The sequence below is a fragment of the Neobacillus sp. OS1-32 genome (genome assembly GCF_030915425.1).
GTDB lineage: Bacteria > Bacillota > Bacilli > Bacillales > Cytobacillaceae > Neobacillus > Neobacillus paridis.
The window spans coordinates 1,507,402-1,530,600 of the sequence record NZ_CP133263.1 but is presented as its reverse complement, the minus strand read 5'-3'; the positions used below and the strand labels follow the sequence as shown (position 1 = coordinate 1,530,600).

General features: G+C 40.3%; 21 protein-coding genes, 1 tRNA gene and 1 pseudogene. 18 read left to right on the top strand and 5 right to left on the bottom strand.

What is annotated here, in order from left to right:
* The 3 genes from RCG24_RS07785 to RCG24_RS07775 all read right to left on the bottom strand — a co-directional run bounded on the left by RCG24_RS07785 (position 1) and on the right by RCG24_RS07775 (position 1,707).
* The gene (locus RCG24_RS07785; RefSeq protein ID WP_202653977.1) at positions 1-423 is read right to left on the bottom strand and encodes a hypothetical protein; all 423 of its coding nucleotides are present in this window, start codon (positions 421-423) and stop codon (positions 1-3) included.
* Between the two features lie 236 nt (positions 424-659).
* Positions 660-733, bottom strand: a tRNA-Arg gene (locus RCG24_RS07780).
* A 224-nt stretch (positions 734-957) separates the two neighbouring features.
* Positions 958-1,707: a YwaF family protein gene (locus RCG24_RS07775; RefSeq protein ID WP_308078813.1), complete on the bottom strand. Its 750-nt coding sequence runs from the start codon at positions 1,705-1,707 to the stop codon at positions 958-960.
* 189 nt (positions 1,708-1,896) lie between these two features.
* On the opposite strand from RCG24_RS07775, the gene mutS reads away from it, so the two are divergent.
* The 4 genes from mutS to RCG24_RS07760 are packed head-to-tail and all read left to right on the top strand — an operon-like array spanning position 1,897 to position 6,637.
* Positions 1,897-4,521, top strand: coding sequence for a DNA mismatch repair protein MutS (mutS, locus tag RCG24_RS07770; protein ID WP_202654331.1), 2,625 nt, complete (start codon positions 1,897-1,899; stop codon positions 4,519-4,521).
* 20 nt (positions 4,522-4,541) lie between these two features.
* Positions 4,542-4,745, top strand: coding sequence for an ATP-binding protein (locus RCG24_RS21265; RefSeq protein ID WP_374049134.1), 204 nt, complete (start codon positions 4,542-4,544; stop codon positions 4,743-4,745).
* Positions 4,720-6,456: a DNA mismatch repair endonuclease MutL gene (gene mutL / locus RCG24_RS07765; RefSeq protein WP_374049133.1), complete on the top strand. Its 1,737-nt coding sequence runs from the start codon at positions 4,720-4,722 to the stop codon at positions 6,454-6,456. The genes RCG24_RS21265 and mutL overlap by 26 nt, the downstream gene beginning before the upstream one ends.
* Before the next feature lie 49 nt (positions 6,457-6,505).
* Entirely contained in the window at positions 6,506-6,637 is a 132-nt protein-coding gene (locus RCG24_RS07760) for a hypothetical protein (RefSeq protein WP_308078812.1), read from the top strand.
* Between the two features lie 140 nt (positions 6,638-6,777).
* On the opposite strand, the gene mreBH is transcribed toward RCG24_RS07760, so the two are convergent.
* Positions 6,778-7,791 (bottom strand): rod-share determining protein MreBH, encoded by a 1,014-nt coding sequence (gene mreBH / locus RCG24_RS07755; protein ID WP_202653980.1) that lies wholly within the window; start codon positions 7,789-7,791, stop codon positions 6,778-6,780.
* Between the two features lie 320 nt (positions 7,792-8,111).
* Here mreBH and miaA point away from each other — a divergent pair, with 320 nt between their 5' ends.
* From miaA to glnA, 8 genes are all read left to right on the top strand, one after another.
* Positions 8,112-9,068, top strand: a complete 957-nt coding sequence (miaA, locus tag RCG24_RS07750) for a tRNA (adenosine(37)-N6)-dimethylallyltransferase MiaA (protein WP_202654332.1) — start codon at positions 8,112-8,114, stop codon at positions 9,066-9,068.
* A gap of 27 nt (positions 9,069-9,095) precedes the next feature.
* Positions 9,096-9,326, top strand: a complete 231-nt coding sequence (hfq, locus tag RCG24_RS07745; RefSeq protein ID WP_202653981.1) for an RNA chaperone Hfq — start codon at positions 9,096-9,098, stop codon at positions 9,324-9,326.
* Positions 9,327-9,472: 146 nt separating this feature from the next.
* The gene (gene spoVK, locus RCG24_RS07740) at positions 9,473-10,423 is read left to right on the top strand and encodes a stage V sporulation protein K (protein WP_202653982.1); all 951 of its coding nucleotides are present in this window, start codon (positions 9,473-9,475) and stop codon (positions 10,421-10,423) included.
* 1,816 nt (positions 10,424-12,239) lie between these two features.
* Positions 12,240-12,815: a hypothetical protein gene (locus RCG24_RS07735; protein WP_308078811.1), complete on the top strand. Its 576-nt coding sequence runs from the start codon at positions 12,240-12,242 to the stop codon at positions 12,813-12,815.
* 560 nt (positions 12,816-13,375) lie between these two features.
* On the top strand, positions 13,376-14,644 hold the full coding sequence (gene hflX, locus RCG24_RS07730; protein WP_308078810.1) for a GTPase HflX: 1,269 nt from the start codon (positions 13,376-13,378) through the stop codon (positions 14,642-14,644).
* Between the two features lie 5 nt (positions 14,645-14,649).
* Positions 14,650-15,921 carry a methionine gamma-lyase family protein gene (locus RCG24_RS07725; RefSeq protein ID WP_308078809.1) on the top strand — a complete coding sequence of 424 codons (1,272 nt, stop codon included), beginning with the start codon at positions 14,650-14,652 and terminating at the stop codon, positions 15,919-15,921.
* A 133-nt stretch (positions 15,922-16,054) separates the two neighbouring features.
* Entirely contained in the window at positions 16,055-16,456 is a 402-nt protein-coding gene (locus RCG24_RS07720) for a MerR family transcriptional regulator (RefSeq protein ID WP_374049132.1), read from the top strand.
* Between the two features lie 27 nt (positions 16,457-16,483).
* Positions 16,484-17,818 carry a type I glutamate--ammonia ligase gene (glnA, locus tag RCG24_RS07715; RefSeq protein WP_202653986.1) on the top strand — a complete coding sequence of 445 codons (1,335 nt, stop codon included), beginning with the start codon at positions 16,484-16,486 and terminating at the stop codon, positions 17,816-17,818.
* Between the two features lie 144 nt (positions 17,819-17,962).
* On the opposite strand, the gene lexA is transcribed toward glnA, so the two are convergent.
* On the bottom strand, positions 17,963-18,586 hold the full coding sequence (gene lexA / locus RCG24_RS07710) for a transcriptional repressor LexA (protein ID WP_202653987.1): 624 nt from the start codon (positions 18,584-18,586) through the stop codon (positions 17,963-17,965).
* A 158-nt stretch (positions 18,587-18,744) separates the two neighbouring features.
* Between lexA and RCG24_RS07705 the strand changes: the two genes are divergently transcribed.
* The 6 genes and pseudogenes from RCG24_RS07705 to RCG24_RS07680 all read left to right on the top strand — a co-directional run bounded on the left by RCG24_RS07705 (position 18,745) and on the right by RCG24_RS07680 (position 23,147).
* Entirely contained in the window at positions 18,745-19,068 is a 324-nt protein-coding gene (locus RCG24_RS07705; protein WP_202653988.1) for a cell division suppressor protein YneA, read from the top strand.
* Between the two features lie 13 nt (positions 19,069-19,081).
* Positions 19,082-19,730 (top strand): annotated as a pseudogene (locus RCG24_RS07700) (recombinase family protein).
* A gap of 74 nt (positions 19,731-19,804) precedes the next feature.
* Entirely contained in the window at positions 19,805-20,035 is a 231-nt protein-coding gene (locus RCG24_RS07695) for a DUF896 domain-containing protein (RefSeq protein ID WP_202653990.1), read from the top strand.
* Between the two features lie 169 nt (positions 20,036-20,204).
* Complete coding sequence (tkt, locus tag RCG24_RS07690) at positions 20,205-22,205, top strand: transketolase (RefSeq protein ID WP_202653991.1); 2,001 nt, start codon at positions 20,205-20,207, stop codon at positions 22,203-22,205.
* A 212-nt stretch (positions 22,206-22,417) separates the two neighbouring features.
* Positions 22,418-22,867, top strand: a complete 450-nt coding sequence (gene sirA / locus RCG24_RS07685; RefSeq protein ID WP_308078808.1) for a sporulation inhibitor of replication protein SirA — start codon at positions 22,418-22,420, stop codon at positions 22,865-22,867.
* A 67-nt stretch (positions 22,868-22,934) separates the two neighbouring features.
* Positions 22,935-23,147, top strand: a complete 213-nt coding sequence (locus RCG24_RS07680; protein WP_202653993.1) for a YneF family protein — start codon at positions 22,935-22,937, stop codon at positions 23,145-23,147.
* The last annotated feature ends 52 nt before the right edge of the window (positions 23,148-23,199 follow it).

Genomic DNA, 23,199 nt, shown 5'->3' with positions numbered 1-23,199 from the left:
TTATTTTACTCTTTTTAATTCACGAAGTTCTGTTTCTTGTTCAAGTGAACGCAAGGCCAATGATTCGAGAATCTTATCTTGTCGTTCTTGACCTTCTTTTAAGGAGGTTAGTTCGCCGTGCACTTTATGAACATCCATTGAAAGAGATTCTAACTTTGCGTTTGTTTCCTCTTGTCGGTGGATTACAGCTTTTATCAATTCTGTGTTTTCATCGAGTTGAGATTTAACAGTATCAAGTTCACCCTTAACGGCAACGAGATCATTTTTAACAGTACCAAGTTCATCCTTAACAGCAACGAGATCATTTTTAACAGTACCAAGTTCATCCTTAACAGCAACGAGATCATTTTTAACAGTACCAAGATCATCCTTTACCCCAGTGATTTCCTTCAAAAGCCGTTCGAACATTTGTTCTACAGTCATTTCTTATTCCTCCTCATATTTAAATTTATTTATTTAAATGATATCTTTCATGTTTCCTCGTTTGGATTCTTGATACTCTCCCATAGAGTCCCACTCTTATGATAACACAAGTACCTTTTAAAATGTGGACAGAAAAAACAAGGTGTGTGCTAAGGGAAGAATACTTGGAGTGAAGGATAATAGTGAAATTTAATACAAAAAATAGAAAAACCCTCGCAATGCAAGGGTTTCAGTGACGTCCCAGAGAGGATTCGAACCTCCGACCTACAGTTTAGGAAACTGTTGCTCTATCCAACTGAGCTACTAGGACATGATAATAATTTATTAACTTTTTGTTTCACTAATACCTTGTTCTTTGTCGTCCTGATCTCAGAAAGACTACTCAAGGAGCGGCTCGATCAGTACGCTGTAGCAAAGTCAGGGCAGCAATTTCGATCGTGCTCTATCCAACTGAGCTACTAGGACAAATATGAACTTATTAATGGAACGTTATCTATTATAAAGAGTTAGCCCGGAAACGTCAAATAAAAATTTTTAACGGGGAAGACCCTTTGGACGAATCGGTTTATTTCCTGCTTTTTTTCGAAATAGCAGCCAAATGAGTAAACTTAAGGCAATAAGCAGTCCTTCCATCGAAAAAATATAGTTAGGATAAGGTCCTAAATAGTCCAGCAAGCTGGCACTCTCTGGCTTATGGCGTAAAAACATATAATTGCCGTTCACCAGTTTATTAACGGCCATGATTATCGGCAGTAACACATTCAAAAACAACAGCAGTTTTACCACAGACCAGATGGTCGGCCGATAGCCTTTCACCCAGGTAAAATACAACGGCACCCAAATCATCATAAAATGAGTAAAAAAGAAATGCAAAAAGCGAAAATGTGGGAAATCATAATACAAGAGTGGTGTAACTAATGCTTGAGTTGCCCCCAATAGCCCAGTGAATAACAGAATTTCATAAACCCATTTTTTCTTGGTTAATAACAAAATAATCGTTAAAAGTAAACTAATGCTGCATAATTCTAATGGAAGCGAGTCACTGACATGCCAGATTCTATTTCGGATCAACCAGACATAGTAGGTAACTTCAAAAAGAGTGAGCAATATCGCTAATCCAATTTCGCTAGAACGCCAATCCTTCGCTCTTAGTTTTGTCCGAAATAAAAAAATCCAAGCCGAAATGATCAAGAGAAATGCTAACATAATAAAATGATTAGCAGAAAACATTATAAATGGATTTTCCTTATAGCTGCCGCCAAACCACTCCATATTGCCCACCATCCCTAATAAAATCATAGCATGTAATGGAAAGAAATTGAATCTGAATATTACGACATTAATTTCTGCATTTATATGTCTCATCGGCCTATTCACTTAAAGAAGATTTTTCATTCTCATAATGTAAGCTCAGTTTATGTTATAATAGATTGTCGAAGATACTCGAAGAATTTAAAGCAGTGGAGGGTCATGATGACAGCTTACACGCCAATGATACAGCAATATTTATCAGTTAAGGCAGATTATCCGGATGCCTTTTTATTTTTTCGCTTAGGCGACTTTTACGAAATGTTTTTTGATGATGCGATCAAAGCTTCACAGGAATTAGAAATTACTTTGACTGGACGTGACGGCGGGGCGGAGGAACGAATTCCAATGTGCGGCGTTCCTTATCATTCCGCTTCCAATTATATTGAACAGCTTATTTCCAAAGGCTATAAAGTGGCGATTTGTGAACAAATGGAAGACCCTAAAAAAGCAAAGGGCATGGTAAAGCGGGAAGTCATTCAGCTAATCACCCCGGGAACGATGATGGAAGGCAAAGGACTAGCCGAAAAAGAGAACAACTATATTGCTTCGGTCACCGCCTTTGAAGATCGGACATATGGTTTAGCTTACACTGATATTTCTACCGGAGAAAACAGAGTAACCCTGCTTTCCAATCATTTTGAAGAAGTGTTGAATGAGATCGCTGTTTTAGGGGCTAAGGAAGTTGTCGTTGCAAGCGACTTTCCCGGCGAGCTGCAGCAAAAACTGCGGGAACGCGATGTATTGGTCATTTCATTTGAGGATAATAGTTCCGTAGAATTTCAATTTGCCCAACTGCTGGAACAACTCAATCAGGAAAAATTAAAGCAAACTTCCGCAAGGCTGCTGAATTATTTGTTTCGTTCCCAAAAGAGAAGTCTTGACCATTTGCAGCCCGTTGCCACCTATCAAATTCATCAGTATATGAAAATTGATTATTATTCCAAACGGAATCTCGAACTGACGGAAACGATCCGTTCAAAAGGAAAGAAAGGGTCATTGCTATGGCTCCTGGATGAAACGATTACGGCGATGGGCGGCCGGATGTTAAAGCACTGGATCGACCGGCCGTTAATTGATCGTGAAAAAATTGAGCATCGTCATGAATTGGTCGCTGTATTTCTTAACCATTATTTTGAACGTCAAGAACTGCGGGATAAATTAAAGGAAGTGTATGATTTAGAACGGTTGGCTGGCCGTGTTGCCTTTGGCAATGTCAATGCTCGCGATTTAGTACAGTTGAAACGCTCCTTGATGCAAGTGCCATCGTTAAAGCAAATATTATTAAACATGAAAAATGAAAAAATGAACGAAGTGGCGGAAGGTCTTGATCCGTGCGAAGAAGTCACGGACTTATTGGAGCGGGCAATTGTCGAAAATCCTCCAATCTCGTTAAAGGAAGGAAACATCATTTGTGACGGATATAATGAACAGCTGGATCAATATCGCGATGCCAGCCGCAACGGCAAGACATGGATTGCTCAACTGGAACGGGAAGAACGGGAGAAGACCGGAATTAAGTCATTGAAAGTCGGCTATAACCGGGTATTCGGCTACTATATTGAGGTTACTAGGGCCAACCTTCATCTTTTAGAAGAGGGCAGATATGAACGGAAGCAAACACTGACGAATGCCGAGCGCTTTATTACCCCGGAATTAAAAGAAAAAGAAGCGTTAATTTTACAAGCAGAAGAAAAAATCAGCGAACTCGAATATGATTTATTCACGGAAATACGGGAAATTGTTAAGGAGTATATTCCCCGCTTGCAGGCGCTTGCCAAGGTCGTCAGCGAGCTTGATGTTCTGCAATGCTTTGCCCAGGTGAGTGAAGACCGCCGCTATATTAAACCACAATTTTCTGCCGAGCGCCGGGTCGTCATTAAAGATGGCCGGCATCCGGTGGTGGAGAAGGTGCTGAACTCACAGGAGTACGTTCCCAATGATTGCTATATGGACAGCGAACGGGAAATTCTATTGATTACAGGGCCAAATATGTCCGGTAAGAGTACGTATATGCGGCAAATTGCCTTAATGGCGATTTTAGCGCAAATTGGCTGTTACGTTCCCGCAAGTGAGGCGGTCCTGCCCATCTTTGACCAGGTATTTACACGCATCGGTGCGGCTGATGATTTAATTTCCGGTCAAAGTACCTTCATGGTGGAAATGCTGGAAGCAAAGAATGCGATTGCTTATGCTACGCAAAACAGCTTAATTTTATTCGATGAAATCGGTCGCGGAACCTCGACCTATGATGGCATGGCATTGGCACAGGCAATTATCGAATATATTCATAACCGAATTGGCGCGAAAACCTTATTTTCAACCCACTATCATGAGCTAACAGTTTTAGAAAAAGAGCTTAGTAAATTGAAAAATATTCATGTCAGTGCGATTGAACATCATGGCAAGGTAGTGTTCCTTCATAAAATTAAACAGGGTCCAACCGACAAAAGTTATGGAATCCATGTTGCCCAGTTAGCCGATTTGCCAAAGGAAGTAATCGACCGCGCCAATGAAATACTATCAGCCCTTGAACAGTCTCCAGTGGAGACGGTTCCAACCGTGAAGGAAGCAGTAAAACCTAGTGAACCAGCTGTACAGGTCGAGAATTTTTCTGAACAGGCTGCCCAGTTATCCTTTTTTGATGAACCGAAGGAAGTTAAGAAACCGGAATTTTCCTCCAAGGAGAAAAAGGTGCTGGATAAAATCCGCGAACTGGACTTATTAGATGTCACACCGCTTCAGGCAATTAACATGTTGTATGAGCTACACAAAAAGTTAAAAGGCTGAAAAGTTAGGAGGCGGAAAATATGGGGAAAATCATTCAATTAAATGATGTCCTTTCTAATAAAATAGCGGCGGGAGAAGTAGTCGAACGCCCCGCCTCAGTTGTAAAAGAATTGGTGGAAAATGCCGTAGATGCCGGAAGTACCGTGATCGAAATTGAGGTAGAAGAGGCCGGTTTGGCAAAAATCCGGATTATTGATAATGGCAATGGCATTGAAGAAGAATGATGTCCTGCTGGCGTTTCAACGCCATGCGACCAGTAAAATCAAAGACGAAACGGATTTATTCCGGATTCGCACACTTGGCTTTCGCGGTGAGGCTCTGCCAAGTATCGCTTCTGTTTCCAAACTTGAAATGAAGACCTCCACGGGGGAAGGGCCTGGTAGTCTTGTGGTCATCGAAGGCGGCAAGGTGGTCACGTTTGAAAAAACTACAAGCAGAAGAGGGACCGACATCACCGTTACTGATTTGTTCTACAATACTCCGGCCCGGCTTAAGTATATGAAGACAATTCATACTGAGCTTGGGAATATTACCGACTTCGTCAACCGGTTGGCACTGGCCCATCCCGATGTCGCCTTTCGGTTAATCCATAATGAGCGGAAGCTGCTGCAAACAAGCGGCAATGGTGATGTTCGTCAAGTACTTGCCGCCATTTATGGAATGAGTATAGCTAAGCAACTTGTTCCTATTTTTGCAGAGTCATTGGATTTTAAAATCAGCGGCTACGCCTCAATGCCTGAGGTGACTAGGGCATCGCGAAATTATATTTCGACGATGATTAATGGCAGGTTCATTAAAAATTATCCGCTTGTTAAAGCCATTCAGGATGGCTATCATACATTACTGCCGATCGGCCGCTATCCGATTGTGCTGTTAAATATTGAAATGGATCCGCTGCTGGTCGATGTGAATGTTCACCCAGCGAAAATGGAAGTGAGGATTAGTAAAGAGGCTGATCTCAATCAATTGGTCTCGGAAACGATAAAAAATGTATTTAAATCCAAGATCCTCATTCCAACTGCCTATTCTTCTGTGAAAAAAGAAATTGAGGTTTCCGAACAGACCGCTTTGGATCTTAATGAAGGGACACCACAATCTAAGCCGTCTGCAGCGATGGAATCTGCGGCGGTATTGCGTGAGGAGCAGCCCAATCTGGGGACATCTGTTAGCAAAAAGGAAGAAGAACCGGGCTTTTGTGAACTGGAATTAACGAGTCCTGATCCGGTTGATAGCCATCACCAAGAACAGGCATGGTCAAATGGGGAGCCTATTTTTCATAGCGGGCCGGCAATCGAGGATTTTCAACCGTTTGGTGAACCCGAAGTACCAACCATAGCCAAACAAGAGGAAAGCCGTGTGCCGCGTATGTATCCAATCGGGCAAATGCATGGAACCTATATTTTCGCTCAAAACGAAAATGGTTTATATATCATTGATCAGCATGCAGCCCAGGAACGGTTAAAATATGAATATTTTCGTGAAAAAGTGGGACAGGTTGCCTCCGAATTACAGGAAATGCTGGTTCCTTTAACTTTTGAATATTCTACGGATGAGTATTTGAAGATTATCGAACACCGGGCCGAACTGGAGAAGGTGGGGGTGTTTTTGGAGGAATTCGGGGTGAACAGCTTTATCATTCGTGCTCATCCCCAATGGTTCCCAAAGGGTGAGGAAAAGGAGATTATCGAGGAAATGATTGAACAGTTATTAGCGATGAAAAAGGTTGACATCAAGAAACTGCGGGAAGAAGCAGCAATCATGATGAGTTGCAAGGCCTCGATTAAAGCCAACCGCCATTTGCGTAATGATGAAATTCAAACGCTGCTCGATGATTTGCGAAAGGCGTCGGATCCCTTTACCTGCCCACATGGCCGACCGATCATCATCCACTACTCGATTTATGAGATGGAAAAGATGTTCAAACGAGTGATGTAAATGATTAAAAAAGGAAGTCCAATTTGCGTAATCGGACTTCCTTTTTTTCATGGCATTGATGAGAGACACATTGCTTAAAAACATGGGGAATGACCCACAAAGACCGATGAAAGTCAAAAAGGCGTTTGAACACAAGGCAGCCGACCTTCAAAAGGCGGATGAAAGTCAAAACTGCAGTTAAACCCCAGAAAACTGTCCTTCATTAAGTGAATGAAAGACAAAACAATGTTTAAAAACAATACAACTGTCTTTCATCAAGCTAATGAAGGACAAAACGTTATCCAAAAATAGAAGAACAGTCCTTCATCAAGCCAATCCTACTTATTTCGTGGCAGTTGCAGCTACAATCTTATCTACATATTTCAGCGTTTTTCCGGTACCAAGTACTACCGACTCCAACGGGTTTTCGGCAAGCTGAACGGGAACAAAGATTTCCTTGCTTAGCCACTCTTCCATCCCTTTTAACAGGGAGCCGCCCCCAGTTAAAATCACCCCGCGGTCAACGATATCTCCGCTCATCTCAGCGGGACAATCCTCTAATGTCGCGCGGACAGCTTCCAAAATATGCAGTAATGCTTCCTTCATTGCATCCCTAATTTCATAGGACGATAGAGTTACGGTTTTCGGCAAACCCGTTACCAGGTCACGACCGCGGACGTCCATAAAGGCCTCCGCGTGATCTACAAGGGCATAGCCGATCTCTATCTTTATATTTTCAGCAGTTCTTTCACCGATTAAAACATTGTATTCTTTACGGACGTATTGAACAATATCATCATCGAGACGGTCACCGCCAATTTTAATGGAATGATAGGCAACGACACCACCAAAGGAAATAATTGCCACCTCGGTATTACCGCCGCCGATATCAACCACTACATTAGCAACTGGTTCATCGACCGGCAATCCGGCACCAATCGCTGCAGCAACAGGCTCTTCAATCATGGTTATTTTTTTTGCACCGGCATTTCTGATGGCATCCTGAATGGCTCTCCTTTCGACGCTGGTAGAACCGGACGGAGAGCAAACGACAACATTCGGCTTACGCAGTGAAATCCCTGCTTTTTTTGAAGCCTTTCGCATCACCAGCTTGACCATTTCAGTTGTTACATCAAAGTCAGCAATAACTCCATCCTTTAAGGGACGGAGTGCAACAATTTTTTCCGGAGTCTTACCAATCATTTCTTTCGCTTCCGAGCCAACCGCTACGACATTTTTTGTAACCGTATCAATGGCAACAACCGAGGGCTCGTTGAACACAATTCCTTTATTCTTGCTATATACCAAAATATTTGCTGTTCCGAGATCAATTCCAATATCAAATCCTGATAACATACTTTCACCTTTTTTCATATTTTTTTGCAAAAATTGTCTTGTTGCTGACATTCGTGTTTTTACAAAATAACATACGAACAAGGTTAACATGGTTTTGAGGGTAGAATGTAGATTGTAAATAAACCGTCAAGGAAATGTAATCAAGCAGGAAAGGATTTCTAATTTTGATACAGAATCGTAAAAATAAATCAAATCACGCATAGAAACCGAAATTATTGTATATACTTATTTGATGTTCAACTGCTTTTTAATTTTATGTTACGATATGAGTAACGGAATATTTTTCCCATTGAAAATAAACAAGAGGCAGTGTGAAAAGATTGAATCTAAAGCAAAAGTTACTGGTCATCATCGGACCTACAGCTGTAGGAAAAACAAAGCTAAGTGTTGCAATGGCAAAACGTTTTAATGGTGAAATTATCAGCGGAGATTCGATGCAAATATACCGTAGGATGGATATCGGTACAGCTAAAATCAGAAAGGATGAAATGGAAGGTATTCCCCATCATTTAATTGATATAAAGGAGCCAAACGAAAGTTTTTCCGTCGCTGAATTTCAACAGCTTGTTCGCGAAGAAATAGCGGAGATCGCCGGAAGAGGAAAGCTGCCGATTATAGCTGGCGGCACGGGACTCTATATTCAGTCGGTTATTTATGATTATCGCTTTTCAGATGTGTCCGGTGATGAAAAATTACGGCAGGAGCTTGAACAAAGAGCAAAGGAAATCGGGCATGAAGCGTTACATCAAGAGTTAATGAAAGTTGATCCGATTAGTGCCGCAGCGATTCATCCAAATAATGTTAGAAGAGTCATTCGAGCTCTTGAAATTTATTATCAAGCGGGTAAGCCAAGGAACGAGTTCGAAAACATCGGCCCTGCCGACATTCTGTACAACGCTGCTGTTGTAGGCTTGACGATGGACCGGGAGCAGCTATATCAACGAATTAATGCCCGCGTTGATTCCATGATGGAGGAGGGACTTTTAGAGGAGGTTAAGCAGCTGTATCAGCTGGGCTTGAGGAACTGTCAATCCATCCAGGCCATCGGTTATAAAGAAATATATCAATATTTGGACGGTGAAATTTCACTTGAAGAAGCTGTCGAGAAGTTAAAACAAAACTCGCGCCGTTATGCTAAAAGACAATTAACCTGGTTTCGGAATAAAATGGAGGTAAAGTGGTTTGATCTAACAAATGTGAACGATTTGTCAAAAAAAGAAATGGAAATTTCACAATATATTGAAGGAAAGCTTCAAGTAAAATCGAATACATATTAGTAGAGATAAAAGAGGAGGATATATATAATGAAAACGACGATTAATATTCAGGATCAATTTTTAAATCAGTGCCGAAAAGAAAATATTCATGTTACGGTTTTTCTGCTGAACGGTTTCCAATTGCGCGGTCAAATTAAGGGCTTTGATAATTTTACGGTCCTAATTGAATCAGAGGGAAAACAACAATTAGTGTTTAAACATGCGATTTCAACCTTTGCCCCGCAAAGAAATGTCCAGCTTGAACTGGAACAGCAATAAAATAGATGAACGAACCCTGAGCCCCTTTTTCGGGCTCTTTTTATTTATCTAGGAAATAATAATGATTTCAGCAAATTGTGAATACAAATAAAATGAAGGATTATGCAAAATTCGCCATGTTGTTCGCAGATTGAGAGGTGAAAGCTTTGGAACAACCGATTCGCATGAAAAGCAACGGACAAATAAGCATTGTTCTCAATTCCCAAACACGAAAAGCGATTACGAAAGATTTACCTGACTTTCAAGTTGCTCCAAAGGACATTCCCCCTGAGCATTCGGCCCTTAAAGAAATTGAAGCGGAGCTTGAGGCATTAGTTGGAATGGAAGAAATGAAACGAATGATAAAAGAAATTTATGCCTGGATTTATGTCAATAAAAAACGTGAGGAAATGGGTTTAAAAGCCAAAAAGCAGGCGCTTCATATGATGTTCAAAGGAAATCCCGGTACTGGAAAAACAACAGTTGCCAGGTTAATTGGAAAGTTGTTCCAAAAAATGAATGTCCTCTCAAAAGGACATCTAATTGAAGCGGAGCGAGCGGATCTTGTTGGTGAATATATCGGTCATACCGCGCAAAAGACAAGAGACTTGATTAAGAAGGCACAGGGAGGAATCTTGTTTATCGATGAGGCTTATTCCTTGGGACGCGGTGGAGAAAAGGATTTTGGAAAAGAAGCAATTGATACGCTGGTAAAGCATATGGAGGATAAGCAGCATGAATTCATCCTGATTCTTGCTGGCTATTCGCGGGAAATGGATTACTTTTTATCATTGAACCCGGGGCTCCATTCACGCTTTCCCCTAGTTATTGATTTTCCTGATTACAATATCGATCAGCTAATGGAGATTTCGGCGCGAATGCTTGTGGAAAGGGAGTATATGCTAAGTCACGGGGCTGAAAAAAAGTTAAAGGATCACCTTATCTGGGTAAAGTCGGTCTTAAGTCCGAACAGTTTTTCCAACGGTCGCTACGTTCGGAATATCATTGAAAAGTCGATTCGCGCCCAGGCGATGCGGCTATTAATGCTCAACAGCTATGACCGTCATGACTTAATGACCATCAGGAGCAATGATCTGGTATTTGAAGAAGATGGTTAGGATCAACCCCTTAATTCTCTTTCAAATTTTTTTTAACACAAAAGATATAATTCTACTGGCCAGCGTCAAAAGCGCTGGCTATCATATAATGCTCAAGCATCATTTTTCTTCTCATTAATCTGGGGATTCAGAAATCTTTGATGGGAAAGTCTCAATCATTTGCAAATGGTCAGACATGAGATGTCTCTTTAATTTCCATATACTTGTATCAGGTATTGGAAAAGTACTGGTTGTATTTACACCAATATCAATACTAATTGTATATTTTTTCGTCCATACTTTGGATTAAGAATAATTAGGTATCGATATTGGTGTCGGTGTTTACGAAATCATATTGTTAAGGTCAATCTGTTTGCTAATGATTTTTATATTATTACCTGAATTATTCATGAAAATTCTCTGATCACCTAAAAATGCATACCAATCAAGGAATCCAGCTAAATTAGTTATGCACCCAAAAAATGAAAGCTGTTTTCGTAAACTTTATTGCTATTTAATAGGTTTGGGAAAGGAACGGTCGCTGTTAATCCGCAAAAACTACAAACAATACGAAAACAGCCATTTTTTTTAAACCTGTTTTTAGACCAAGGGGGAAGTATACCCAAAAACAGTAGTTTTTCTAAGCCCACAGTTTGGTATTTCCGATAATTCAGAGATCTCCCCCTGAATTATTACCAAAGGGGCGTAGAATTTCCAGGCAGGGCTTTAATTTTCCACTTGTAAGGAAGTATGAATAATTCATGTATTATTTATTCTTATTACTATCTAACAACCACATAAACAAACTATAAATCAAAACAAAGAGTAAAGATTGTATAATATTCTCAAGCCAATTAAAAGTATTATCCCTATAGTAATCAAAAAAAATCAAAACTATAAATATTGATATAAATAAAATAATATTCTTATAAAGAAACTTCATATTAAGTATCATTCCTTTCGCTGTGCCCAAGTTACAAAATTTAATGAAAGAGAATTAATGCGATTATTGCAATAGCATACAAGATATTCATTTTTATTTACCATATACCGGATAAAACCTGCCATTTAAAGAATAGTTATAAAATATAGAGTCTAGGCCAAAACCAACTTACCCCCTGATAACAGAAGAAATAGCAATACGTTTCCTAGAAAATCTAGGTTATCAGATCCCCGATAAGCTTACGTACGTATAGAATCTAAAAATTAATACAATCCTTTCCATGTTACTTATTTGGTAGGTTTGTTTTGCTATGCCCATATATTATTAATGATGAAGTACATCGCTCTTTCAAACTATTCCTCCTCGATAATCAAAATTATAAAAAGTTTACTTGTTATACCTTGCTGTATAGATTATCCCACTTTTACTATTACTTTAAGTGGCGTTTTTTTCCTTGATGCCCATCTTTTTGATGAGATTTTTGCTGGTAAGCTAAATTTCCTTAAGAAGTAGGGAGGGAATGAGACGCTTAAATTCAGAGTCGATAAAGTTCTATACTGGTGCAGTATTGTATGAGTTTCAATATGCCTAATGTTTGAATCTAATAAACTTATATTACCATAATCCTAGTTTTTTTCAAATTATATTAAATAATTGAAAAATTGGTTTTATATGGTAATATATTAATTGATAATAAAATAAGAGAGGAGGATATCAGAAATATTACTTACAGTTATTCACTAAATATGGGGCATGACAAATCGGATTATTTCATAAATAGAAATGTCCACACATTTTCGCGGGAATTGGAGTTAACACCGATGACACAAGATTAATAAAAATACGCTCAAGGAGCACAAACAGATAAAATGTGTATTGTTATCACTTGAGTAAGTGAAAGGAATTGGTATTAAAATGAAAAAAAGATTAAAAACTATTTTATTAATAACATTTGTACTTACTTTATTCGGAAGTTCTTTTTCTACGATTGCAAGGGCTGAGGAAATTAGCAGAGCAGAGGAAAATCAGATTCAGGAAATGGCTGAACAGCTAGAATTTATTTTTGAAGATGCGGCGATTAAAGATAGCAATGGAAATTTATTAACGTTAGATTTTAAAATGATCGAAGACAATTTTGGTTCAAGTCCAGAGTTAGAACAATTAAAACAGGATATGAGTTTAATGCAGAGTAGATTAATCCCTACTAAAGGAGACAAAAGTATTATTTCACCAATGGATATCAAAGTAGATCGTTGTATTGAGAAAAAAATAAAAAATGGAATTGGTGAAATTCTATCAGTTAATGCAATAGCTTCTATCGTAACATATATTGTTGATGGACAATATAAACTTGCAGCTAAAAAACTAATAAAATTAGGAGTAAAAGGTAATGCAATAGCCATTGGTGCTCAATTATCTTATTACCTAATAAAATGTGAATATGAAGTAAACGGTTGGTGGAAAAACTAACCATCTTTCAATGAATTTTTCCCAAATTATTATACATGGATTTTTGTTTAGGAAAACTCTAAGGTTTAGGTTAGGTATTACACTTGACTTAAACCTTTTAATTTTTCTGAATTCGTTTGTTAATTATGCAACCAATATCATTTTGGCTAATTCTTGGTAAGCCCGAAATATAAAAAATAAGCGATCCTTTTCGGTACGCATCACGAATAGCCTTTTATCATTAATTTTCTTCGTGAATAAACGGCTACTTCCACATGACCGTTTGGATGATGTGCTCATCTACGCAGTTGAAGAAGAAAATCTATGCGAGCACTGTTTCGATCGTGCAAGCAGGATTCGGGGACATCACTAACCAGGAGTTGCTGCCGTTTTATTTGCGTTGTTTGGATATGTGCTGACAATTCTTGTTTAATATTGTATTAAAACATAGAAGTTGTAATAAAAAACTCTTAATTGATTCATTTGGAAAAATAGCAATTTACCTGTTTTTTATCGTATTAGAGTATCAGGGAATTTTTTGTTATGATGTGTTAGAGACCTTTTGGAAAGGAAGGATATGTTTGGAGCAAAAGGATACAAAGGAAACAGCGGTTCTGGTCGGCTGTCAAACATTAGAGGATGATTTACGTTTTCATTACTCCATGGAAGAGCTTGCCTCCTTAACGGAAACAGCACAGGGGGAGGTTGTTGCTACTGTCGTTCAAAAACGGGAGAGGCCACATCCGGCTACATATGTTGGGAAAGGGAAAGTGGAAGAACTAAAAGTACTTGTTGATGAACTAGAAGCGGAAATCGTGATCTTTAATGATGAATTATCACCAAGTCAAAAGCGCAATTTAGCTCATGAAATCAATGCTCGCATTATTGACCGTACGCAGCTTATTTTAGATATTTTTGCTACTCGGGCCCGCTCCAAAGAAGGAAAACTCCAGGTGGAACTGGCACAGCTTCAATACATACTTCCAAGACTGGCCGGACAGGGAACCGAATTATCTCGTCTTGGCGGGGGAATTGGAACCCGAGGACCGGGGGAAACAAAGCTTGAGGCGGATCGGCGACATATCCGCCGCCGGATAAATGATATCAAGGAACAGCTATCCGTAATTGTCCAGCATCGGGAAAGATATCGCGAAAGAAGGAAGAAGAATAAAGCCTTCCAAATGGCAATCGTCGGCTATACAAATGCCGGCAAATCCACTTTATTTAATCGTCTATCGGAAGCGCGATCCTATGAAGAAAACCAACTGTTTGCCACGCTTGACCCGATGACGCGAAAAATGATTTTACCAAGCGGTTTTCACACACTGATTACTGATACAGTCGGGTTTATCCAGGACCTGCCAACAACGTTGATTGCCGCATTTCGTTCAACCCTTGAGGAAGTGAAGGAGGCAGACCTTATTCTTCATGTTGTCGATATGTCCAACCCTGATTATTATCAGCATGAAAAAACGGTTGGCAAACTCTTAGAGGAACTGGATGTAAAAAATATTCCCCAGCTGACTATTTATAATAAGCGGGATATCCGGCATCCTGATTTCGTTCCGACGGCCAACTCGCCTAGCATTTTTATCAGTGCCTTTAACGAGGAGGACCGTCACAATCTAAAGGTGAAAATTGAACAAATGATGGTAGCGATGATGAAACCATACGAGGTCCAAATTCCGTCGACGGAAGGGAAATTGCTGTCACAACTTAAAAATGAAACAATCTTACGGGAACTGAGGTTTGACGAAGAAAAACAGGTATACTGCTGTAAAGGGTATTCATTTTCTGACCATCAAATTACTGGACAATTACAGAAATATCAAGCCGAGATAGGAGAATAATAATCATGTTTCAACAATTGAAAAATGGGGGAAAACTTCAGCCGATTGTAATCGAAGTTGAACAACAAATCGCTGAGGTGCACAAAAAAATTAATCAGCGGACGGAAATAAATCAATTCCGGGTGCTACAAAGCTTTCAAAAAAACCGGGTTAGCGATACTCATTTCACTCCGTCGACAGGGTATGGTTATGATGATATCGGCAGAGATACGCTCGAATCTGTGTATGCTGATGTTTTCGGCGGCGAGGCCGGACTCGTTCGTCCACAAATTATTTCCGGGACCCATGCGATCTCGACGGCCCTATTCGGTGTCCTTCGCCCTGGCGATGCACTGCTTTACATGACCGGCAAGCCGTATGATACGCTTGAAGAAATCGTCGGCATCCGTGGAAATGGTGTCGGTTCGTTAAAGGAATTCGGCATTTCTTATGATAGTGTTGCACTTACGGCTGATGGCCAAGTAGATTGGGATCAGGTTGCTTCCAAAATTACTTCAAATACGAAAATGATTGGAATCCAGCGTTCCAAAGGCTATGCCACCAGGCCTTCTTTTACCATCCGGCAAATCGAAGAAATGATTCGCTTCGTCAAAGAAATAAAACCGGATGTGGTTGTTTTTGTGGACAACTGCTATGGCGAGTTTGTAGAAGAACAGGAACCTTGTCACGTAGGCGCAGATCTGATGGCTGGTTCTTTGATTAAAAACCCCGGCGGCGGTGTCGCCAAAACCGGCGGTTACATCGTCGGCAAGAAAAAGTGGGTGGAAGCTTGCTCCTATCGCTTGACTTCCCCAGGGATTGGCGCTGAAGCCGGTGCATCCCTATATAGCCTATTGGAAATGTATCAAGGTTTCTTTCTTGCTCCCCACGTAGTTGGCCAAGCGTTAAAAGGGGCAGTCTTTACAGCCGCACTCCTTGAAAAATTGGGAATGAATTCATCGCCAAGATGGGATGCAGAGCGAACAGATTTAATTCAGTCGGTACGATTTGATGATCCCGATAAAATGATTGCTTTTTGCCAGGCCATTCAATTTGCCTCGCCGATTAATTCCTATGTTACGCCGCAGCCAAGCTATATGCCGGGGTATGAAGATGATGTCATTATGGCCGCTGGTACTTTTATTCAAGGAGCGAGTATTGAGCTGACTGCTGATGGCCCGATACGCCCTCCCTATGTTGCCTATGTGCAGGGCGGACTGACATATGAACATGTAAAACTGGCGGTTTGTCTGGCCATCGATGATTTACTTGAGAAACAATTAATTACACTTGCTTAACCCATGGGACAGCTTTTTTCCAAGCTGTTCTTTTTATAAAAATTTCTATGTTAGATTTTCTAACATGAACTTGACACCTTTCCTTACACAGAATATAATGACATTATAAATTTTGAAGGGAGGAGAAATTAAGGTGAGTGGAAAGGAGATTCGCCGTTCCATGCCGCTGTTTTCCATCGGTACAGTTATGCAGCTGACTGAACTCTCAGCAAGGCAAATCAGATATTATGAAGAACACCAATTAATTTCTCCAGCAAGAACTGAGGGGAATAGGCGGCTTTTCAGTTTGAATGATATTGACAGATTATTAGAAATCAAAGATTTAATTGATCAAGGCGTGAACATGGCAGGCATCAAACAGCTCTTCTTGGTCAAGGAGCAGCATGCAAATGGGAAGGAACAGCATGAAACCAAAGTTAAGCGTGATTTAACAGATGAGGAGCTGCGCAGGCTGCTGCGAAATGAATTGCTGCACGCAGGCAGATTGAATCGCTCATCATTACGGCAAAGCGATCTTTCAAGGTTTTTTCACTAAACTCAAAATCAGCGGAGGTAAGGGAAAATGGCAAAGTATTCAAAAGAAGACATTAGACGGATGGCACATGAGGAAAATGTAAAATTTATCCGTCTACAATTTACAGATATTCTGGGAACGATTAAAAACGTAGAAATTCCAATCAGTCAATTGGAAAAAGCCTTGGAAAACAAAATGATGTTTGATGGCTCATCGATTGAAGGGTTTGTTCGAATTGAAGAGTCTGATATGTATTTATATCCGGACTTAAATACATGGGTTGTATTCCCGTGGACAGCGGAAAAAGGCAAGGTGGCCCGCTTAATTTGTGACATTTATAATTCTGATGGCACTCCATTTGCCGGGGACCCGCGCAATAATCTAAGACGTGTACTAGAAGAAATGAAGGAGCTGGGCTTCACTGATTTCAACCTTGGACCTGAGCCAGAATTCTTTTTATTTAAATTAGATGATAAGGGTGAACCGACATTAGAACTTAATGATAAAGGCGGTTATTTTGACTTTGCGCCAACAGATCTTGGTGAAAACTGCCGTCGTGATATTGTCCTTGAATTGGAAGAAATGGGCTTCGAAATTGAAGCTTCCCACCATGAAGTTGCACCCGGACAACATGAAATTGACTTTAAATACGCTGATGCCTTAACCGCTTGTGATCAAATCCAAACCTTTAAGCTGGTGGTCAAAACAATTGCCCGGAAGCATGGCTTACATGCTACCTTCATGCCAAAGCCGTTGTTTGGAGTTGCGGGATCGGGCATGCATATGAACCTTTCATTATTTAAAAATGGTGAAAATACCTTTTATGACCAAACGGGTGATTTGCAAATGAGTGAAACGGCACGTCAATTTATTGCCGGAATCCTTAAGCATGCCCCAAGCTTTACAGCTGTAACCAACCCGACTGTTAACTCCTACAAGCGCTTGGTTCCCGGCTATGAGGCACCGTGCTACGTTGCTTGGTCCGCGCAAAATCGTTCACCACTAGTTCGAATTCCGGCATCCCGCGGTTTAAGTACGCGGATTGAGGTGCGCAGTGTTGATCCGTCAGCGAACCCATACCTGGCCATGGCAGTCCTTCTCAAAGCAGGATTGGATGGGATTAAAAATAATCTTACCCCACCAGCAGCCGTTGATCGTAACATTTATGTGATGAGCCAGGAGGAACGGTTAGAAGAGGGGATTATCGATCTGCCGGCTACATTAGCACATGCATTAGATCTCCTAAAATCGGATGAAGTAATTGTCAGTGCACTTGGCGGTCATATCTTCGAACGCTTTATTGATGCCAAAGAAATAGAATGGGATATGTTTCGGTCAGTTGTACACCCATGGGAACGTGAGCAATATATGAGCATGTATTAATTTGGGAAAGCCTTGACGCTCTAAGCGTTTGGGCTTTTTCTTTTGTGGGGCAGGTCGTATTTATCGAGGTAAAAATTTAGGTTGCCCCAAAATTGCCCCATAAAAAACGCCTGCAACTAAAATAATTGCCAGGCGTTTTTCTGTTTAATGAATTTGCCGATAGACACCGATGACTTTTCCTAAAATGGAAACATTTTTTAAGATAATTGGATCCATTGTAGAGTTCTCCGGCTGTAAGCGGATATAATCCTTCTCTTTAAAAAATCTCTTACATGTCGCTTCATCTTCCTCAGTCATCGCCACGACAATATCACCGTTATTAGCAGTCTGCTGCTGTTTGACGATTACATAATCGCCATCAAGTATGCCGGCTTCAATCATACTTTCGCCCATGATTTCCAACATAAATACTTGTTCTTCCGAAGGTGCAAGCCGTTCGGGAAGCGGGAAATATTCTTCAATATTTTCAATCGCCGTAATCGGCAGACCGGCGGTTACTTTCCCGACAACCGGTACATTTACTACTTTGTTTTTCGGTATATGGGCATTTTCATCCACTTCTAAAATTTCGATCGCTCTAGGCTTCGTAGGGTCTCGTCTGATCAGTCCTTTGCTTTCTAAACGAGCCAAATGACCATGAACAGTCGAACTGGAGGCTAGTCCAACAGCTTCGCCAATTTCTCGAACGGAAGGGGGATAGCCCTTACTCTTAACCTCGTCTTTAATGAAATCAAGAATATCCCGTTGCCGCTTTGATATTTTTACCATGATAAAATGCACCTCATCTTCATTTTGTTACCATAATTATACCATGATCTGACCGTAAATACAAACATAAGTTCGAAAATATATTGACATAAAACAAATGTTCGTTTTATAATAAAACTAAATTAAGCGAACGTATATTCTTTGAAGAGGTGTTTTCAATGAAAAAACTATGGAACCAATTCTCGTATGCTATTATTCTTATTTTACTAAGCTTTTCCTTTGCCATCATTTTATCCTTTCAACATGGATCCGAAGATCAAAACGATTATTTGCAGGTAACTGTTTCCGAAGGAGATTCACTTTGGAAAATAGCAGGACAGTATTCCGGACAGCATTCACTATCAAAGGCTGAGTTCGTTAACTGGGTAAAAAGGCATAATGAAAAAGTTGATGATCAGATTTATCCAGGCGAAAAGATTGTTATACCTGTTTCAAATAAAGCTCCTGCCGCTACTGAGCTTGCAAGCGTCTCTAAACAATAGAAAGGAATTAACAATGAAAGCGATTATTTACTGTCGTGTAAGCACGAATAAGGAAACACAGGAAACTTCTCTTGCACGTCAAGAGGAAGAATTAATCCAACTAGCCAAGCAGAATCAATTTGAAATTGACAAAATTATTAAAGAGCAGGCAAGCGGCTATGATTTTGACAGGGAAGGCATCCTTGAACTGCTGGAAAGAATCAAGGACCCCGAAGTCCAAGCTGTATTAATTCAGAGATGAAACTCGGCTTGGAAGGGGCAACGCCAAAATAGCGCTGCTGCATTGTATTTTAAAAGAAGGAATCAAGCTCTACAGCATCGCACATAATGGAGAATTGCAGCTTTCCGAATCAGATTCAATGGTATTAAAAATTGTCGGAATGGTGGAAGAGTATCAGCGAAAGCTTCATAATGTGAAGATAAAACGGGGAATGAAGCGTGCTGTCGAGCATGGATATAAGCCGCAGCGAAACTTAAAGAATCTTGGCGAGCATTCAGGGAGAGAAAAAATTGAAGTCCCAATTGAAGAGATTGACAGACTGCGAAAAAATGGGTTAACTTTTGCTGAAATTGCCGCCACAATGAGGGGATTCGGCTATAAGATATCAAAAGCTACTGTACATAGAAGATATCAGGAATATATAGAAAATAAGGATGAGTAATCCTTTCCCTTGTCAGAACGGAGTTTTTTTAGTACATTAATTCTTGCAATCAGTTTTTGAAAGGATGTGCTTCAATGCTATCCAAAGTGAAAATCGCAAGAATTAATGAACTTGCCAGGAAAGCAAAAACAACCGGATTAACAGAATCAGAAGCAAAAGAACAATCAAAGTTAAGAAGTGAATATTTGGCAGCATTTCGGGCCAATATGCTTGACACGTTAACCAATGCGACATTTATCGATCCACTGGGGAACGATGTAACACCGGCCAAACTTAAAGCAAGAAAACAAAATAAACTTCATTAAGTTAACCAGGAATACAATCATGCTGTATTCCTTTTTCTACATATATAAGAATTTCTGTGTCAAAATAATAACAAACTACCTGAATTGGTGTAATTTGTTGAATTAAATTTTATGTCACTATATTATTAATGATGTATTCATAATCCTAGGGATAGAAAGGATGTAAATAATGTTTAATACTATTGATGATTTATCCATTACGACCATCCGGACGCTTGCGATTGATGCAATCGAGAAAGCGAATTCCGGACATCCGGGAATGCCGATGGGGGCAGCCCCAATGGCGTATGCTTTGTGGACAAGATTTATGAACCACAATCCTAAAAATCCGCATTGGTTTAACCGCGACCGTTTTATTTTATCGGCAGGACATGGTTCTGCGTTGTTGTACAGCCTGCTGCATTTATCGGGATATAATTTGACAATGGATGATTTAAAACAATTTCGCCAATGGGGCAGCAAGACACCTGGTCATCCGGAGTACGGTCATACTGAAGGAGTAGAAGCTACAACAGGTCCTCTGGGACAAGGAATTGCCATGGCGGTTGGTATGGCAATGGCTGAAAGACATCTTGCCAGTGTCTATAATAAGGATCAATATGAACTGGTCAACCATTTTACATATAGCATTTGCGGTGACGGTGACTTGATGGAAGGCGTTTCTGCTGAAGCCGCTTCACTTGCCGGCCATTTAAAATTAGGCCGCTTAGTAGTTCTTTATGATTCAAATGATATTTCACTTGATGGGGATCTAGATAAGTCCTTTACCGAGAGTGTTAAAGGCCGTTTTGAATCATATGGATGGCAATATCTTCGTGTTGAAGATGGGAATAATCTTGAGGAAATTGCCGCTGCTCTTGAAGAGGCAAGAAATGATTTGGAACATCCGACCATGATTGAGGTAAGAACGATTATTGGCTATGGTTCACCAAACCGTGCCGGCACATCCGGTGTTCATGGTGCTCCGCTTGGTGCCGATGAATTAAAGCTGACAAAAGAGGCCTATAAATGGACGTTTGAGGAAGATTTCTATGTTCCAGAGGGTGTCTATGAAAACTTCAATAAACTAATTGGTGAAAATGGTGCGAAAAAGGAAAAAGAATGGAACGAACTTTTCGCCCAGTACAAAAACCAATATCCAGAACTCGCCGGCCAGCTGGAAGCGGCAATCAAACATGAATTGCCTGAAGGCTGGGATAAAGATATTCCGGTTTATAGCGAAGGAAAGAGCCTGGCAAGCCGTGCTTCTTCTGGTGAAGTCATTAACGGCATCGCTAAAAACCTGCCAATCCTAATTGGAGGCTCAGCAGATCTTGCCGGTTCCAACAAAACAACAATAAAAGGAACGGGTGATTTTAAACCTGGCGAATATGAAGGCCGCAATATCTGGTTTGGTGTTCGTGAGTTTGCCATGGGAGCAGCGATGAATGGGATTGCCCTGCACGGTGGAGTGAAGGTATTTGGCGGAACTTTCTTTGTCTTCTCCGATTATCTTCGTCCGGCCATTCGCCTGGCAGCATTAATGGGTTTACCTGTCACTTATGTGTTCACTCATGATAGTATTGCTGTGGGGGAAGACGGACCGACACATGAACCGATTGAGCAGTTGGCAGCATTAAGAGCAATGCCTAATCTTTCAGTAATTCGTCCGGCAGATGGGAATGAAACAGCAGCAGCATGGAAATTGGCAGTGGAGTCTACTAACAAACCAACGGCACTTGTATTAACCCGCCAAAATCTGCCTACTTTAAAAGGAACGGATCAAAATGCTTATGAAGGTGTTTCTAAAGGTGCATATGTGGTTTCCCCTGCAAATAAGGAAACTCCGGATGCCTTATTATTAGCGACCGGTTCCGAAGTAAGTTTGGCAGTCGAAGCGCAAAAGGTCCTTGCAAGTGAAGGTGTCCATGTTTCCGTCGTTAGCATGCCTTCATGGGATCGCTTTGAAGAGCAATCGCAAGAGTATAAAGAATCTGTTTTGCCAAAGAGTGTGAAAAAACGCCTTGGCATTGAAATGGGTGCTTCATTCGGCTGGCATAAATATGTCGGCGATGAAGGAGCTGTCTTAGCGATTGATAAATTTGGCGCCTCTGCTCCTGGTGAAAAGGTGATGGAGGAATATGGATTTAATGTAAACAATGTGGTTTCGCTCGTAAAGAGCCTATTATAATGAACAGTTTTGAAGCGATGAGAATGGATTAATTCCATTCTCATTTTTTTGGGAAAATTAAAGGATTCTTTGTAAAGACAGCGAATTAATAAAAATAGGGATTTCATCCTGGTTTCGACAAAATTAGTGTCGTTTTTTGCCGCCGTAAGACAAATGTTTTGTTGCTTGTTTTCTATAATGGAAAAAAGGTTGTCTGCGAAGGAGAGGTCCGTGTGAGAAAATATCAACTATACTTAATTGAAGAGGAATTTGCCACTCATTACTTCGGAAGAGAACGGTTATTTTTTCGGCTTTTTCAAGAATATCAAAACGCAAACGGCGAGCTGAAATTCATTATACATAAACAAATCGACTTTATAACAAAGAAATTAGAAGTTTTGAAAATTCATCAACTGATTCAAAAACAATTGGGCCGGATGAGGGGCTATAAAGCAGAACGTGGTGCATATACCATTGAGATAAGTGGAAAAATAAGCAGGGCCAAGCTAGAAGTTTATCAAGACTTGATTACTGTGGAAGCTCAAGGTAGTTATGAAGCTGAGACTGCCTTCTTTGAGGTTCTGCGGAAATGTGAAGCTTCCTTTTTAGCCATCGATCTCGAACATGAGCGCTTTGGCTGGTTAAAGCCAATAAAAGAAAGAAAATTTGTTTCAATGAAATGAAATATTGTCTAATTGTTTTTTTTCTAGTACACTGTTGTATGGTAGACAACATGAAGGAGGAAGTTTAATGGGTATGTATATTCTAGTTGGTATACTGGCATTACTTGCTGGTGTAGCACTAGGATTTTTCATCGCTCGCAAATATATGATGAGCTATTTGAAGAAAAATCCACCAATTAATGAACAAATGTTAAAGACGATGATGATGCAAATGGGTATGAAACCATCGGAAAAGAAGATCCGACAAATGATGAACGCCATGAACAAGCAAATGAAATGAGGAAACTGGACAAGCGTTAATTATCAAGGGTTTGAGCGTTTTAATCGGAACA